We start from the raw sequence: 13607 nt of genomic DNA on the forward strand, positions 1-13607 counted from the left end.
CCATGTAAACAAAAAAACCTGACAGTGTCAGGCAGTATCAATGTTTTGTCCTATATTACTCGTAAAACATTACCCAACACAAAAACCTTCCTCAACGAGGAGTAGCAGGGCTAGCAGGTTTTGTGCTGTATAGTGTTTCATGCCGTCATTGTAACAAAAGATGTTTTTTTGTCAAACAGCTAATAAAAAATCTATGTGTTTTGTTGCTGCAAAAATTTCCTTAATTGTGCAATTGGTCTGATCTGGAGATATGTCTTTTCATAATCTTTTTCACTAAGTGACGCACGTGTCATTGTATACCCCGTGGGAATGAAAAAATGGTCCCAATCAAAACCGTTTTTCCCTGCCGGTTTTTTGGCAATTTCTCCCACTAATTTTTTTTCAAATATTTTTAACGTCTTGCCATCATAATATCCGATCGCACATCGCGCTGTTGCTTTGCGACTTTTGCCGTTGAGTAAATCACAAATATTGTGAAATGGCATTTGATCAACAAAAAAACGAATGAACGGTCCAGGCAATTTCCCCAATGCCTCAAATTCCAACGACACATCCTCCACGATCACAGGTTTCTTGATTTTTTGGTATGCCTGTCGAACCTTGTGCTCGATGATTTCTTTCAATCGCAAAGATTGGATCTCATCGAGATCGATCTTTTCGTGATCGATCGGATGACCCAAAAATTTTGCCAGATAATCCGCCTTGTTTTGATTGCCTGTTACAAATACAATATTTTTCATATGAGTTCTAATTTAAAAATATTTCCTATATAACCATTTTAATAAAAATGTCATTTTTTCTTTTATATAAAACATTTATTGAAAGCAAATCTATGTCATCCTGAACTTGTTTCAGGATCTCGCGCTTATGGTTTATATAGATCCTGAAACAAGTTCAGGATGACATAGATATCGATGAGTTCATGCGTCATCATAACAAATACATGATCGCGATGCAAAACACTAAATCATTGACGAACATCTTTTTATCATTATGATAGATATACTCACGTTTCGTGATATAATACCAACATTATGGCAGTGATCGCACTCAATAAGCAAGCAAAATTCGATTATGAACTCATTGACCACTATGAGGCGGGTTTGGCATTGTTCGGTCATGAGGTCAAATCGATCAAAACGGGACACATTTCACTCAAAGGCGCTTTTGTCACAGTAAAAGGTAGTGAGCTTTATCTCACCAATGCGATGATCCCTCTCTATAAACATGCAGCAAATATCAAAGAGTATGATCCAAATCGGTCTCGTAAGCTCCTCGTCAAAAAGTCGGAAATCCGCTCGCTGATCGGCAAAAAACAACAGGCTGGCTTGACATTGGTACCGATTCGTGTTTATACTAAGGGAAAGCTGATCAAGCTTGATTTTGCGCTTGCAAAAGGCAAGGCAAAATATGACAAGCGTCAGACGATCAAAAAACGTGAAACTGACCGCAATATCACACGCGCATTGCGCAGAGGTTAAAAAATATGAACATTGACAATCAAAAAGCAATCGCCGCATGCATCGCTTATAGACAAAGCGTTGCAAGCGGGGGGATGCTTTTAGCTTTCGACAGTTTGTCGTCTGCCGATATGCACGTCGGGCATGTATATTCACCCCGTAAAACTGGTATACACATTGATAAGTGCAAACTTCATCAACAAAGCAAAAGTAGCATTTGCTAACGCATTTGCTCCATCTTTTGCACCGTCTCTCGCGTAATAAACGCTTGAGCCATCACACAGTCGATATCTCATAGACTGATCGTGGTGTCATATTATGAGGTTCGTCACATTGGAGTATCATTGCTTCTTTATGACTAAATCTACAATGATAGATCATGGGATTTTTTGATCACTTTATCGCCCGTGATCGAACATGTCGATTTGCATCGACACGAAAAGTGCTCTAAACGTGTAAGAAGTATTGTCGGATCAACAAATTTGGACGTGGGTGCAATTCCCACCATCTCCACAAATTTAGTATATGAGACATGTAGACTTGTAGACCACTAGAAAAAAATCTACATATCTCATAACTTGAAGTACGATATGACCTCATTTAAATATTTGGACACATTGTGCTAGTATATATATACTTTACAAACTTTTTACTTTTAACTTTACACTGAATTTATGCGCAGACGATTCCGTAGAAAACCCAAGAGAACACCTCTCGTGCCACATATGCGTGCCAATGAAAAGATCTTTGCTGATCCGATCGTTTTGATCGATCACAACGATGAATTCATCGGCGAAATCCCTCTTTCGCAAGCACGTGCCCTGGCAGAAAGTTCCGGCCTTGATCTCGTGGAGGTATCACCCAAAGCAAATCCTCCCGTATGTAAAATTCTCGATTACGGCAAATTTCAGTATGCCCAAACCAAACAGTTCCGCCAAAGCAAGTCCCAACAAAAAGTCGTTACCACAAAAGGCGTGCGTATCGGTATTCGTACAGACACACATGACCTGAGCTTTAAAAAAAGCCAAACGGAAAAATTCCTCACCAAAGGCAATAAAGTGAAAATCGAGATCGTACTCCGCGGACGAGAAAAAGCCCACCAAGACCTCGCGAGAGAAAACATGCAAAACTTTATCAAATCACTGGAAGTGCCATTTCGTACAGAAGAAGAAATTAAACGTTTCCCCGGTGGTTTTAATACGATCATCGCCCCGGAATAGATATTTGACAAAAAATCCAAATTACTATAAAATCTTTTAATAGTCACTGATTTTTATTCAGCAGAAGCCGGAAGAGGCATTTTGCACTATATTTTATTAGAAAAAACACTATGCCGAAGATGAAAACCAATAAAGCGTTGAAGAAAAAGTTCTCTGTATCAAAGAACAAAAAAGTAACCCGCCGTTCAACAGGACAAAATCACTTTAACGCAAAAGAATCCGGAAACACAACTCGTAGCAAGAGAAGTGATAAACGTCTTTTTAAGACAGATGAAAAAAACGTCCTCAAAGCGTTAATAAACTAAACTTTATAAACTTTTAACTTTAAACTGAGTCGTATGGCTAGAGTAAAACGAGGTGTTGCCGCCAACAAACGAAGAAAAAATCTTCTCAAACTTGCAAAAGGATTCCGATGGCGTCGTAAGTCACATTATGTTGTTGCAAAGCAAGCAGTGATCAAAGCCGGCATCTACAAATATCGCGATCGTCGCACAAAAAAGCGCACGATGCGCAATCTATGGATTGTCCGTCTCAATAACGCATTACGAATCAATGAATTGAGATACTCCATATTCATCAACCTGATGAAAAAGAAAAATATCATTCTTGACCGTAAAGTACTCTCCCAACTTGCAATGGAAAACCCCGCAGTATTTACACAGTTTGTACAATCGATCAAATAAGATTTCCATTTAGAAAAACCGCTTTCGAGCGGTTTTTTTGTATGAAACTATATAAACCATCACGGAAATGGCAAATGGTCGTATATAGAAAAATATGAGAATAACGAGACCGCACACTTGACTAAAATATAATGATGTGCTAAACTCCTAACCTAGTGAGAGGATTTCTTTTTACATATCAAATCTGAACAAGTGGAGGAAGGATGAACGTATCCATAGAAACGGAGCGAAAAACGGGATTGACCGTGTCCGAGCTTCGTGCAAGGCTAAATGTATCTCCAGATCACTTACACGCCAATGAACTTGGCGTCATTTTTGTACAGTACGGTGATACGATCGCAGAACTAACATTGATCAATATGCTCGGAGAAAAAAACGCCAGCGTGCGGTTTGTGGCATATTGTCAATTAGTACGTGCGCATCGTTTATCACAAAACGCACACGATGCGTTGAAAAAATTTTGTTCCGCAAAAGAAAACTTTGACCTCATTACAGAAGCAAAGGAACGCTTCTGGCTTCACGTAAACTAATGTGAAGACCGCTTACAAAAGAAACAGCCTCTCGTCACAACATGATGAGAGGCTGATTTTTATTATTTTTTTGTGTGTTTTGCGATCGTGTCCCTTGTCAATCGAATAAGTGCATGAAAAGGCAACCAGAGCCACAGTGTGCGCTCCAGCCATTTACCGATGATCTGGTTGATATTTGTATATTGTGGATTTGCCATGTGTAAAATATAAAAGCCAAGAATATATAGCTTTTATTATATCACAGAATTCATTACTGCTGTATGTCCTGCGCTGTGCGATTACGTTTTTTGACCAATCGCACGATTACTTCTCCGAGCGATACAATATAAAGAAATACCACAATGCCTGCTGATACGAGAAACCCTATTCTTATCGCCCCACTTTGGAAATCCGTACCAATTGCCAACACATGTACAACAACGAGCGCAAAAACGGCAACATGCAAAAAATGCAATCCTCTCCACAGTTTCTGTGGCAACTTTGCACGTAATAATGATGTGATGATCAAAATGATCATTATATACAACGCGATGATGCCCCATGCAATTGCATGCACATTGATCACATCGGGATTTGCTGTAAATGGCACCAAAACCTCTATAAGTGACAAGTGTACAAATGTATCAAACATGAGCACAAGTCCATGCACGAAAATAAAGGCAAGAGCAAGAAATGAAAAATAGATATGCATATCGAGCTTGTAAATCGGCGCGACAAATCTTTTGAGAAATGGATTGCGAAATGACAGACCAAAAAAGGTCACTAGCCACAAGAGCACATAGGCCACAATGCCCGTTGCACGAGAAAAATACCATGAGATTGGTGCTCTCTCTGCTGTTGTGTCTGGAACCGTTTCTGCAAATTGAGTCACCAGCGGATCAGACGCATCGAGCGGATTAGTCCCATTAAGCACCTCCACACCATCAAAAAATCCATCATCATCCGTATCCGGATCATTGCTATCTGTGCCAAAAATTTGCACCTCTCCCTTATCGGTCAGTGCATCAAGGTCAGTATCAACGATTGGCTCTGTTCCATAATCTACCTTTTCTTGTGCATATACAGACCCTGCGATCATCATACTCAAAAAGAACACTACACTAACGCACAATATTTTGTTGTATATCTTCTGTTGCATATATCGTATTATTTTTATCAATAATGATCGCTTTGATGTGATGATCCTGTGCGTATTGCATGCCTTTATCCATGCCCATCAAAAATATCGTTTTTGCCCATACATCCGCCATCTCCACCGATCGCGCAATCACCGTAACAGTAGAGAGATCGAACGCTGACATTCCTTCATTTTTTGGATCGATCAAGTGATGTCTTTTTTGATCTCCGATGATCCATTGTCTGCGCGTCACACCAGACGTTGCAAGTCCCTCTCCATCCACACACAGCGATATTTGTGCATCCTTAAGCCCTTCTATGCCAACGTACCATGATTTTTCCGCAACATCCTTGCCTTCTACCCACATATCCCCTCCTGCATCGATGATATAACCTTCGCAACGTCCGCGCAAAAATGAACGTGCCTGATCGACCACCCATCCTTTTACAATACCAGACAGATCGATCTTTTGGTGTATGAGAATCATCGACGCCTCCTTATTGACCACAATATCTCCTGTGATCATTTGTCTGTCGCGATGCGAGATATTCACATTCTGTGATTTTTTGTGATCAAGCTTATCTATGTAAAAATCATGGTCATAACCCGATTGGATAAGTGCATCATAGATCCGCGGATCAAAATATCCTCCCGTTCTGTCATGATAGTATATTGCCCGCTCCACCACATCAATGAATTCTTCCGACACCTGCACATATGCACCCACATGGTTATTTACGAAAGACAATTCGCTCGCCACGCGAAACCTGCTGAATATCTGTTCCATTTTTTTAAAAAACACTTCGATATTTTCCATGATGTGCGTGATCTCCTCCTTTCCCAATTCTTCACTGACGATATCAATTACCACATCCGTACCCATCGCTTTGAATGATCCACTCCAGCGCTCGTTATTTTTCATATACATCAACAATGCCATTACGATCATCATCCTTTACAATAAAATGGTCATTTATGCTGGGATATTGATCTGTATCATCAAAAATACCATCGCCATCCGTATCAGCTTGTGTTGTGGTAACGATTTCTTTTGACACCGTTTCGCTTACAGTCACTATTTCTGTAACAACTGTTTCTTTTGTAACAGCATCGTCAGATCGTTTCTCATCGTCCTCCTCATCCTCATATTCTTCCTGGTCATCTTCTTCATTCTCCTGTGCAACAACGCGCTGTGCGAAAGAACTATACATAACAACAAAAAAAACAAGGCTCAATACAAGTGACATAATTACAGCTATTTTTTTGGATAAATGTTTCATAATATACACAATGAAAAAATTATGACGTTTTCGTTTTTTTTGTCGCTTTTGGTGTTGTTGTGACAGTCGGTGTCACAATCCTTTGTGGAGTAACTGTTGTCGTAGTGGTTTGTTGTGTCACCTGTTCCGTTGGTACGTGTGCTGATTTTTGCAATACTATATCCCTCTCTTTGGCAAAATCCCGTTGTGCGGTTACAATATCACTCTGCATCAATTGATCCATATAATCTTTGATATCACTGTATGTTTTGAGATTTTTTTGTTGTTCATAATGCACACGAAAACCCAAAACAGCTGCAAGTGTAGCAAATACGCTTGCAAAGAATATCGCGATCTTCAATGGAACATTTTGCATTTTCATCATAAATTAACAGCTTATTATATTAGCGCATACAATGCGATACCGGCAGCAACCGACACGTTGAGCGATTTCTTTTGTCCATACATTGGAATATCGATCATCACATCACATCGTGCCAATGTTTCTTCATCGATACCAACAGGTTCATTGCCAAGCACAAGCGCGATATTCCCGACAGGTTTATATGAACGAAAATCAATACTCCGCTCTCCTTGTTCCAGCGCAACGATCGTCACAGATCCTTTTTTCAATTCTGTCGCAACATCCGCAAAATCGTGATGTTGTGACCATGACACATATTCATTCGCACCCAGCGCCGTTTTGATGATCATACGCTCAGGCTTGGTTGTGTAAATCCGTGTGCCGTCCGGCGGTGCAGGCGTATATCCCGTGAGATAAATATGATCCACACCAGCACCGTCTGCCGTACGAAAAATCGCCCCGACATTATATGCAGACCGGACATTATGTAATACCAGATAAAATTTTTTTTCTTTCATACGTTATCAAAAAACCTTTTAAATGTGCATCTTTTTGAGATCTCTGCGCAACTCTTTATATCGCGGGATCGTCTGTGCCACAAGTATCCAAAATTGCTTAGAATGATTCATTTCCCACAAGTGACACATCTCATGCACTATTACATAATCGCGCAAATCATCAGATACACACATCAGTTTACAATTAAAACTCAATGTACCGTCAGAGCTGCAGCTACCCCATCGCGTCTTTTGATGTCTGATATGTATTTTTGTATATACATATTTATAGTGTGTATTGAAATATGCTAATCGCTCTTCAATGATTGGTCGCAAAACTTTTTTCATATGTTTCACAACACATGGATCAACAGTGACATTTTTATGTTTTGTCGTGATATTTTTTCTGATCCATTGTACATTGCGCGCGATCAAATCTTTCACCATCACCGTCGTACACGCACGTGGCACAGATACCACAAGTGATCCATCATGATGCGTGATAAATCTTACATGTTTTTGGCGTGATCGCCGCTTGATCGTAAAAGGGATTTTTTTATTATCAACAATAATATGCTCCATGTAAAAAATTTATTATTCAAGACTTCACTATTTTTGTGATCTGTTTTATGATCGCCTCTATAGATAATCCGGCATCCGTAAGTACCTCTTCACGAGATCCGTGTGTCAAAAAAACATCCGGCAAACCCATATTATGCACACGCACATCAATGCCCTGTGCCAATACGCATTCATTTACAGCGCTTCCCGCTCCGCCCATTACAGCATTATCTTCCACCGTTACAATGTGGCGATGCGTCTTGCATAATCTCTTGATCACTTGTGTATCCAATGGCTTGACGAATCGCATATTTACGAGTGTTGCATCCATTGTCTCCGCAACGACCATACACCGATCCACCATTGCGCCAAATGCAAGGATCACCACATTTTTTCCTTTACGCAATACCATCGCTTTGCCTAAAACGATCTCACTAGTATTTCCTTTTAATTGTTCTTGACCACTGCATCGTGGATAGCGCACTGCACTCGGGCCGACGTGGTCATATGCAAATTGCAACATCTTTTTACTCTCCTCCAAATCTGCCGGCGCAAGGATGACCATGTTTGGTATGCATCGCAAAAACGACAGATCAAAACTGCCTGCGTGTGTCGCACCATCCGGACCCACAATGCCGGCCCGATCGATCGCAAACATCACATCGAGATTTTGCAAAGCAACATCGTGAATGAGCTGATCGTATGCGCGTTGCAAAAATGTTGAGTAGATTGCTACTACCGGTTTAACACCACCTGTCGCAAGTCCGGCGGCAAATGTCACAGCATGTTGTTCTGCAATACCCACATCATGATGACGCTCCGAATATTTTTGATGGAATTCTTTGAGACCGGAACCCTCCAGCATTGCCGGCGTGATCGCATGAAGCCTTTTGTCCTTCTTTGCCGCCTCACAAACCCACTGCGCAAACACATCGGTATATGTTTTATTTTTTTTCTTTTGATCGCTCTTTTCTCCGGTTTGCGGATCGAACGGTCCCACAGCGTGCAACGACGTGCGATCATTCTTTGCATGGATATATCCTTTTCCCTTCGTTGTTACAATATGCAGAAAGCGCGGTCCTTTGATGTCTTTGAGATTATGCAACACCTCAGCAAGCGTTTTGACATCATGTCCATCAATTGGTCCGAAATACAAAAATCCCAATTCTTCAAAAAGCGTCCCCGGCGTCAGCATGCCTTTCGCATAAAGTTCCGTTTTGCGCGCAAGCTCGTGGATCGTTGGAGATTTGCGCGAGAGAAGGTCTTTGCTTTCCTTGCGCAAACGCTGAAATCGCCGCGATGAAATAAGCCGTGTTAAATATTTGTGCATTGCGCCTACATTTGGTGAGATCGACATTTTATTATCATTGAGAACCACCAACACGTCCGCCATTACATCACCCGCATGATTGAGCGCCTCAAATGCCATACCACCCGTAAGCGCACCATCCCCGATCACGGCAATATGTTTTTCTTTTTTATCCTTTGACGCAAGTGCCATACCAACCGCCGCACTGATTGATGTTGTAGAGTGTCCCACACCAAAAGCATCATGATCACTCTCTTCTCTTTTGGGAAATGGCGAGAGTCCATCCTTCTGACGGATCGTGCACAGATAATCTTTGCGTCCCGTAAGGATCTTGTGTGGATATGCCTGATGACCCACATCCCAGATAATTTTATCTCGCGGTGAATTGAACACGTGGTGCAAAGCAACCGTTAATTCCACAACACCAAGATTGGAACCAAAATGCCCACCCGTACGTGCTACAGATTCAATGAGAAAATCACGCACTTCATCACACAAGATACACAGTTGTTCATGTGTGAGTTTTTGTACGTCCCCCGGACCATTGATCTTATGCAGAATTTTATATTTTTCCGAACTTTGAGACATATGCGCTATTTTAACACAATTTGAAAATCTTTTGACATTTTTCAACACATAAAATACAGTACAAGATATGAATACAATAGCAAAAAAGGAGGATTTCCCTATTTTTACACAAAACCCACAACTTGTATACCTCGACTCCGCCGCGACAGCATTGACGCCACAGATCGTCATCGACAAATTGTGCGAATATTACACTACATACAACGCCAATATTGCACGCGGTCTTTATGCGATTAGCACGCGTGCAACGATTGAATTTGAAGCGTCACGACAAGTTGTTGCTCAATTTATCAATGCACGCGAAAATGAGATCGTTTTTACTTCCGGCACCACGATGAGTCTCAATATGATCGCATATGGGTTAGCCGATACGATCACAGCGCAAAACAATATCGTTACGACCGCCATGGAGCATCATGCGAATTTTATCCCATGGCAACAACTCTGCGAAAGAACAGGTGCCCAATTTCGTGTTGCCACGATCACAGAAGACGGAGAGATTGATCAAAATCATCTACTAGACCTCATTGACGCCGATACGTCCGTTGTTGCATTGACCCATGTATCCAATGTTCTCGGAACGATCAATCCGATCAAGGAGATCATCGCAAAAATCCGAACAAAAAAACCTGACACACTGATTGTCATCGATGCCGCACAGTCGATCGCACACTTACCGATCGATGTTGCTGATATTGATTGTGATTTCCTCGCTTTTTCCATGCATAAAGTTTTTGGCCCGACTGGTGTCGGCATCCTCTATGGCAAAAAGAGCTCCCTCGAAAAACTCCGACCCGTTTTTACCGGTGGCGACATGATCGAAAGCGTGTCCACTTGCACCACAACATTTCGCGAACTCCCGCATCGATTAGAAGCCGGTACACCACATATTGCCGGCGTGATCGCAACCAAAACCGCACTTGACTATCTCTCACGCATTGGTTATCAAGCAATTCGTGCACATGAAGAAGATCTCCTTGCATATTGTATCTCGCAATTGAAAGAACATTTCGGAGAGACAATTACAATTATCGGACCAAAAGAGATCGAAAAACGTTCCGGGCTTATCAGTTTTACGTTTGGCAATTTCCACCCGCACGACATCGCCACGATCCTTGATGACAGCGCCTCTGTCGCGATTCGTGCCGGACAACACTGCACGATGCCACTCCACATCGAAACCCTCCACATCAACGCTACCGCTCGCGCGAGCTTCTCTATTTACAACACCAGAGAGGACATCGACGCTCTTATCACCGGCCTCAAAAATGTTTCCGATACACTGTCAAAATAATACTTCCTATGACCATTTTTCTTTTCCTACCACCTACAACCTAACTCTTACCACCTATTTATATGAACATTTACCAAGAAAAAATTCTCGACCATTACCACAATCCGCGCAACGCCGGCACGATTGACGCACCTACACATAAATGTTGTGCCGACAATCCTACATGCGGAGATAAGATCTGTGTCACACTCATGATCGATGACGATCATATCACTGATGTAAAATTTACCGGTGACGGTTGCGCCATCTCTCAAGCGGCAGCGTCACTTGTCACAGAAAAGATCAGTGGCAATACAGTTGTAAACGCACTAAAACTCACACGCAATGATATTACAGAGATGCTTGGCGTAGAGATCGGCATCGGTCGCATTAAATGTGCTCTCCTCGGCATCGAAACCATTCAAAAAGCCATTCAATGCGGACAGGTCGATAAAAACTAAACCGTTCGTCATTTTTTCTAAAAAACCCAAGATTCTATAACATCTTATGTACATCGACAAAGACTTATTACAAAAACTACACACCGTTATCGATCCGGAGCTCAACATCCCCATCACCGACATGGGACTGATCTATGGCATCAAACAAGTTGACGATACTGTCCACGTCACCATGACACTCACAACGATCGGCTGTCCGCTCTATGACGTGATCCATGACGAGATCGTGCGCACACTCACCACAGACCCTTCGATCAAAGACGTGCAAATTGAACTCACATTTGATCCCCCATGGACACCGGACATGATGACCGACGCCACTAAAATGGAAATTGGATTTTTGTAGCATTTACTTTTTATGCCAAAAACAAAAAAATTGTCATTCCTGCGAAGGCAGGAATCTTTACATTTACAAAGTTTCATATAGATCCTTCCAATGCGGGTTTTCTTTCTCAATCAAATTGATTTTCCAATCTCTTTTCCATTTTTTTAATTGCTTTTCACGCACCAGCGCAGAGTGAACATCAGTCGTTTGTTCAAAATACATCAACCTATGCACAAAATATTTCTGCGTGAATCCGTCTGCTATATTATTTTTGTGCTCCCACACTCTTTTTTGAAGATTGGATGTTACGCCAATATACAATACACCGTTTTTCTTGCTTGCTAAAATATACACGAAATATTATACCATCCTCAACTAACCACTTCTCATAAGTCGCAGTAAAATCTTGCGCAAAAACTGGAGAAAAAATACGAAGCATATCTGGATATATGTAGTATTTTTTATCCTGTTTTTGCCAAGATTTTCAAGACTTGGTGGGGAGTGGTTAGTTGAGGATGGTATTACTTCATTTTTTTGATATGAAAGAAAGATTCCTGCCTGCGCAGGAATGACGCGTAGAGGGTTTGCTTATATCTTTTCTAAATCCCTACTGTGTCGGATTTCACTGGGTTTGCCCTGTGAAATTACTTCATACCGACCGAGTCGGATTTAACTGGGTTTACCCTGTTAAATTACTTTGTACCAACTGCGTTGGATTTAACAGGGTCAACCCATTTCCCTTTTTCTTTGATCAGTGCAACCAATGCATCAATTGCGTCTTCCTCCGGAAGATTTCTTTGTACCACTTCTTTGCCATAGTACAAACTGATCTTACCTGGTGCGCCACCGACATAGCCAAAATCTGCATCCGCCATTTCACCCGGGCCGTTGACGATGCACCCCATCACGGCGATCTTTACACCGGTCAGATGTCCCAGTTTTTGCTTGATCTTTTTTGTCACGGATGCAATGTCAAAAAGTGTGCGACCGCATGATGGGCAGGAAATAAATTCTGCTTTGGAAATACGTCGTTTTGTCGCTTGCAGAATCGTAAAACATACAGGGATCTCATCCTCTGGTGGCTCTGTGAGAGAGACGCGCAACGTATCACCGATTCCCTCCAAGAGAAGCGTGCCGATCCCAATCGTTGATTTGGCACGTCCATCCTCTTCGCTCCCCGCTTCCGTCACACCGAGATGGATTGGGTAATCCATATTTTCCTCATCCATTTTATGCGCAAGTAATCTGTTTGCCTCGATCATTGCCGTCGGGTCAGATGCTTTGATCGCGACGACGATATTGTGATAATCATTTTTCTGAAACACACGCAGATATTCCATCACGCTTTCCACAAGCCCATAAGGCGTATTGCCATACTTGCCCAACACGCGTCCGGAAAGCGACCCCCAATTCGCGCCAATGCGAATCGGTTTTTGTGTCTTTTTCAATTCAGCGATAAATGGTTTTAGTCCCTCCTCAATCCTCTCCAACTCTTGTTGATATTCTCTATCAGTCAAAATTTTGTCACCACTACCACGACTGTCCAACAAATTTCCCGGATTCAATCGGATTTTATCTGCATATATAAGCGCTTCAAACGCCGCCGCTTTGTCAAAGTGAATATCCGCAACGATCGGCACGGTGCAATGATGCTTTTTTTGCAAAATATCTTTGATCTCTTTGAGCGCGTGCACATGTTTGACCGTCGGCGTCGTGATCCGCACCAGCTCCGATCCGGCATCCACGCATCGCATAATTTGCGCAACTGTCGCCGCAATATCAAGCGTGTCCGTATTGGTCATTGTTTGTACGCGAATTGGATGATCACCTCCAATGCCTACATTTCCCACCATCACAACGCGTGTCTTACGTCTCGGTAATAATGCTGCAAATTGATCTGTGTTATTCATAAGCGCCTCATTTAATAAATTACCTTCGTTTGACAAACACCATGTGAAAT

The 13607-nt window shown here is 41.9% G+C and carries 19 protein-coding genes and 1 other RNA gene; 9 read left to right on the forward strand and 11 right to left on the reverse strand.

Annotated elements, in window-relative coordinates; all coding sequences use genetic code 11:
* Positions 1-191: 191 nt before the first annotated feature.
* Positions 192-740, reverse strand: coding sequence for a non-canonical purine NTP pyrophosphatase (locus WC819_03065; GenBank protein ID MFA5986301.1), 549 nt, complete (start codon positions 738-740; stop codon positions 192-194).
* Between the two features lie 294 nt (positions 741-1034).
* Here WC819_03065 and smpB point away from each other — a divergent pair, with 294 nt between their 5' ends.
* From smpB to WC819_03095, 6 genes are all read left to right on the forward strand, one after another.
* Complete coding sequence (smpB, locus tag WC819_03070) at positions 1035-1481, forward strand: SsrA-binding protein SmpB (protein ID MFA5986302.1); 447 nt, start codon at positions 1035-1037, stop codon at positions 1479-1481.
* Between the two features lie 70 nt (positions 1482-1551).
* Positions 1552-1976, forward strand: a transfer-messenger RNA (tmRNA) gene (ssrA, locus tag WC819_03075).
* Between the two features lie 158 nt (positions 1977-2134).
* Positions 2135-2680 (forward strand): translation initiation factor IF-3, encoded by a 546-nt coding sequence (gene infC, locus WC819_03080; protein MFA5986303.1) that lies wholly within the window; start codon positions 2135-2137, stop codon positions 2678-2680.
* A gap of 110 nt (positions 2681-2790) precedes the next feature.
* Positions 2791-2985, forward strand: coding sequence for a 50S ribosomal protein L35 (locus WC819_03085; protein ID MFA5986304.1), 195 nt, complete (start codon positions 2791-2793; stop codon positions 2983-2985).
* Between the two features lie 33 nt (positions 2986-3018).
* On the forward strand, positions 3019-3363 hold the full coding sequence (gene rplT, locus WC819_03090; GenBank protein MFA5986305.1) for a 50S ribosomal protein L20: 345 nt from the start codon (positions 3019-3021) through the stop codon (positions 3361-3363).
* Between the two features lie 203 nt (positions 3364-3566).
* A complete protein-coding gene (locus WC819_03095; protein ID MFA5986306.1) occupies positions 3567-3893 on the forward strand; it encodes a hypothetical protein in 327 nt (108 codons plus the stop codon).
* 62 nt (positions 3894-3955) lie between these two features.
* Here the strand turns inward: WC819_03095 and WC819_03100 are convergent, their stop codons facing one another.
* The 8 genes from WC819_03100 to dxs are packed head-to-tail and all read right to left on the reverse strand — an operon-like array spanning position 3956 to position 9588.
* Positions 3956-4090, reverse strand: a complete 135-nt coding sequence (locus tag WC819_03100) for a hypothetical protein (GenBank protein MFA5986307.1) — start codon at positions 4088-4090, stop codon at positions 3956-3958.
* A 53-nt stretch (positions 4091-4143) separates the two neighbouring features.
* The gene (locus WC819_03105) at positions 4144-4974 is read right to left on the reverse strand and encodes a ferric reductase-like transmembrane domain-containing protein (GenBank protein MFA5986308.1); all 831 of its coding nucleotides are present in this window, start codon (positions 4972-4974) and stop codon (positions 4144-4146) included.
* A gap of 19 nt (positions 4975-4993) precedes the next feature.
* Positions 4994-5962, reverse strand: a complete 969-nt coding sequence (locus WC819_03110; protein ID MFA5986309.1) for an FAD:protein FMN transferase — start codon at positions 5960-5962, stop codon at positions 4994-4996.
* Positions 5922-6257, reverse strand: a complete 336-nt coding sequence (locus WC819_03115) for a hypothetical protein (GenBank protein ID MFA5986310.1) — start codon at positions 6255-6257, stop codon at positions 5922-5924. The genes WC819_03110 and WC819_03115 overlap by 41 nt, the downstream gene beginning before the upstream one ends.
* 52 nt (positions 6258-6309) lie before the next feature.
* Complete coding sequence (locus WC819_03120) at positions 6310-6654, reverse strand: hypothetical protein (protein MFA5986311.1); 345 nt, start codon at positions 6652-6654, stop codon at positions 6310-6312.
* A 14-nt stretch (positions 6655-6668) separates the two neighbouring features.
* Positions 6669-7151, reverse strand: coding sequence for an RNA methyltransferase (locus WC819_03125; GenBank protein MFA5986312.1), 483 nt, complete (start codon positions 7149-7151; stop codon positions 6669-6671).
* Positions 7152-7169: 18 nt separating this feature from the next.
* On the reverse strand, positions 7170-7712 hold the full coding sequence (locus WC819_03130; protein MFA5986313.1) for a M48 family metallopeptidase: 543 nt from the start codon (positions 7710-7712) through the stop codon (positions 7170-7172).
* Positions 7713-7728: 16 nt separating this feature from the next.
* Entirely contained in the window at positions 7729-9588 is a 1860-nt protein-coding gene (gene dxs, locus WC819_03135) for a 1-deoxy-D-xylulose-5-phosphate synthase (GenBank protein ID MFA5986314.1), read from the reverse strand.
* Between the two features lie 67 nt (positions 9589-9655).
* Between dxs and WC819_03140 the strand changes: the two genes are divergently transcribed.
* The 3 genes from WC819_03140 to WC819_03150 all read left to right on the forward strand — a co-directional run bounded on the left by WC819_03140 (position 9656) and on the right by WC819_03150 (position 11668).
* Positions 9656-10882: a SufS family cysteine desulfurase gene (locus tag WC819_03140; protein ID MFA5986315.1), complete on the forward strand. Its 1227-nt coding sequence runs from the start codon at positions 9656-9658 to the stop codon at positions 10880-10882.
* Positions 10883-10944: 62 nt separating this feature from the next.
* On the forward strand, positions 10945-11322 hold the full coding sequence (locus tag WC819_03145; protein ID MFA5986316.1) for an SUF system NifU family Fe-S cluster assembly protein: 378 nt from the start codon (positions 10945-10947) through the stop codon (positions 11320-11322).
* 46 nt (positions 11323-11368) lie between these two features.
* Positions 11369-11668 (forward strand): metal-sulfur cluster assembly factor, encoded by a 300-nt coding sequence (locus WC819_03150; protein MFA5986317.1) that lies wholly within the window; start codon positions 11369-11371, stop codon positions 11666-11668.
* Between the two features lie 63 nt (positions 11669-11731).
* Here WC819_03150 and WC819_03155 read toward each other — a convergent pair whose 3' ends face one another.
* Positions 11732-12001 carry a GIY-YIG nuclease family protein gene (locus tag WC819_03155; GenBank protein MFA5986318.1) on the reverse strand — a complete coding sequence of 90 codons (270 nt, stop codon included), beginning with the start codon at positions 11999-12001 and terminating at the stop codon, positions 11732-11734.
* A gap of 338 nt (positions 12002-12339) precedes the next feature.
* A complete protein-coding gene (gene ispG, locus WC819_03160) occupies positions 12340-13557 on the reverse strand; it encodes a (E)-4-hydroxy-3-methylbut-2-enyl-diphosphate synthase (protein ID MFA5986319.1) in 1218 nt (405 codons plus the stop codon).
* Positions 13558-13607 lie beyond the last annotated feature (50 nt).

This window comes from Parcubacteria group bacterium (assembly GCA_041660065.1).
GTDB lineage: Bacteria > Patescibacteriota > Minisyncoccia > Moranbacterales.

What these genes read in the sequence shown, in the direction of transcription:
- WC819_03100 (MFA5986307.1), bottom strand. Translation starts at nt 4,090, where the DNA reads ATGGCAAATCCACAATATACAAATATCAACCAGATCATCGGTAAATGG.
- WC819_03125 (MFA5986312.1), bottom strand. Translation starts at nt 7,151, where the DNA reads ATGAAAGAAAAAAAATTTTATCTGGTATTACATAATGTCCGGTCTGCA.
- WC819_03145 (MFA5986316.1), top strand. Translation starts at nt 10,945, where the DNA reads ATGAACATTTACCAAGAAAAAATTCTCGACCATTACCACAATCCGCGC.
- WC819_03150 (MFA5986317.1), top strand. Translation starts at nt 11,369, where the DNA reads ATGTACATCGACAAAGACTTATTACAAAAACTACACACCGTTATCGAT.
- WC819_03085 (MFA5986304.1), top strand. Translation starts at nt 2,791, where the DNA reads ATGCCGAAGATGAAAACCAATAAAGCGTTGAAGAAAAAGTTCTCTGTA.
- WC819_03095 (MFA5986306.1), top strand. Translation starts at nt 3,567, where the DNA reads ATGAACGTATCCATAGAAACGGAGCGAAAAACGGGATTGACCGTGTCC.
- WC819_03110 (MFA5986309.1), bottom strand. Translation starts at nt 5,962, where the DNA reads ATGATGATCGTAATGGCATTGTTGATGTATATGAAAAATAACGAGCGC.
- WC819_03115 (MFA5986310.1), bottom strand. Translation starts at nt 6,257, where the DNA reads ATGTCACTTGTATTGAGCCTTGTTTTTTTTGTTGTTATGTATAGTTCT.
- WC819_03105 (MFA5986308.1), bottom strand. Translation starts at nt 4,974, where the DNA reads ATGATGATCGCAGGGTCTGTATATGCACAAGAAAAGGTAGATTATGGA.
- dxs (MFA5986314.1), bottom strand. Translation starts at nt 9,588, where the DNA reads ATGTCTCAAAGTTCGGAAAAATATAAAATTCTGCATAAGATCAATGGT.
- WC819_03120 (MFA5986311.1), bottom strand. Translation starts at nt 6,654, where the DNA reads ATGATGAAAATGCAAAATGTTCCATTGAAGATCGCGATATTCTTTGCA.
- WC819_03065 (MFA5986301.1), bottom strand. Translation starts at nt 740, where the DNA reads ATGAAAAATATTGTATTTGTAACAGGCAATCAAAACAAGGCGGATTAT.
- smpB (MFA5986302.1), top strand. Translation starts at nt 1,035, where the DNA reads ATGGCAGTGATCGCACTCAATAAGCAAGCAAAATTCGATTATGAACTC.
- WC819_03140 (MFA5986315.1), top strand. Translation starts at nt 9,656, where the DNA reads ATGAATACAATAGCAAAAAAGGAGGATTTCCCTATTTTTACACAAAAC.
- WC819_03130 (MFA5986313.1), bottom strand. Translation starts at nt 7,712, where the DNA reads ATGGAGCATATTATTGTTGATAATAAAAAAATCCCTTTTACGATCAAG.
- ispG (MFA5986319.1), bottom strand. Translation starts at nt 13,557, where the DNA reads ATGAATAACACAGATCAATTTGCAGCATTATTACCGAGACGTAAGACA.
- infC (MFA5986303.1), top strand. Translation starts at nt 2,135, where the DNA reads ATGCGCAGACGATTCCGTAGAAAACCCAAGAGAACACCTCTCGTGCCA.
- rplT (MFA5986305.1), top strand. Translation starts at nt 3,019, where the DNA reads ATGGCTAGAGTAAAACGAGGTGTTGCCGCCAACAAACGAAGAAAAAAT.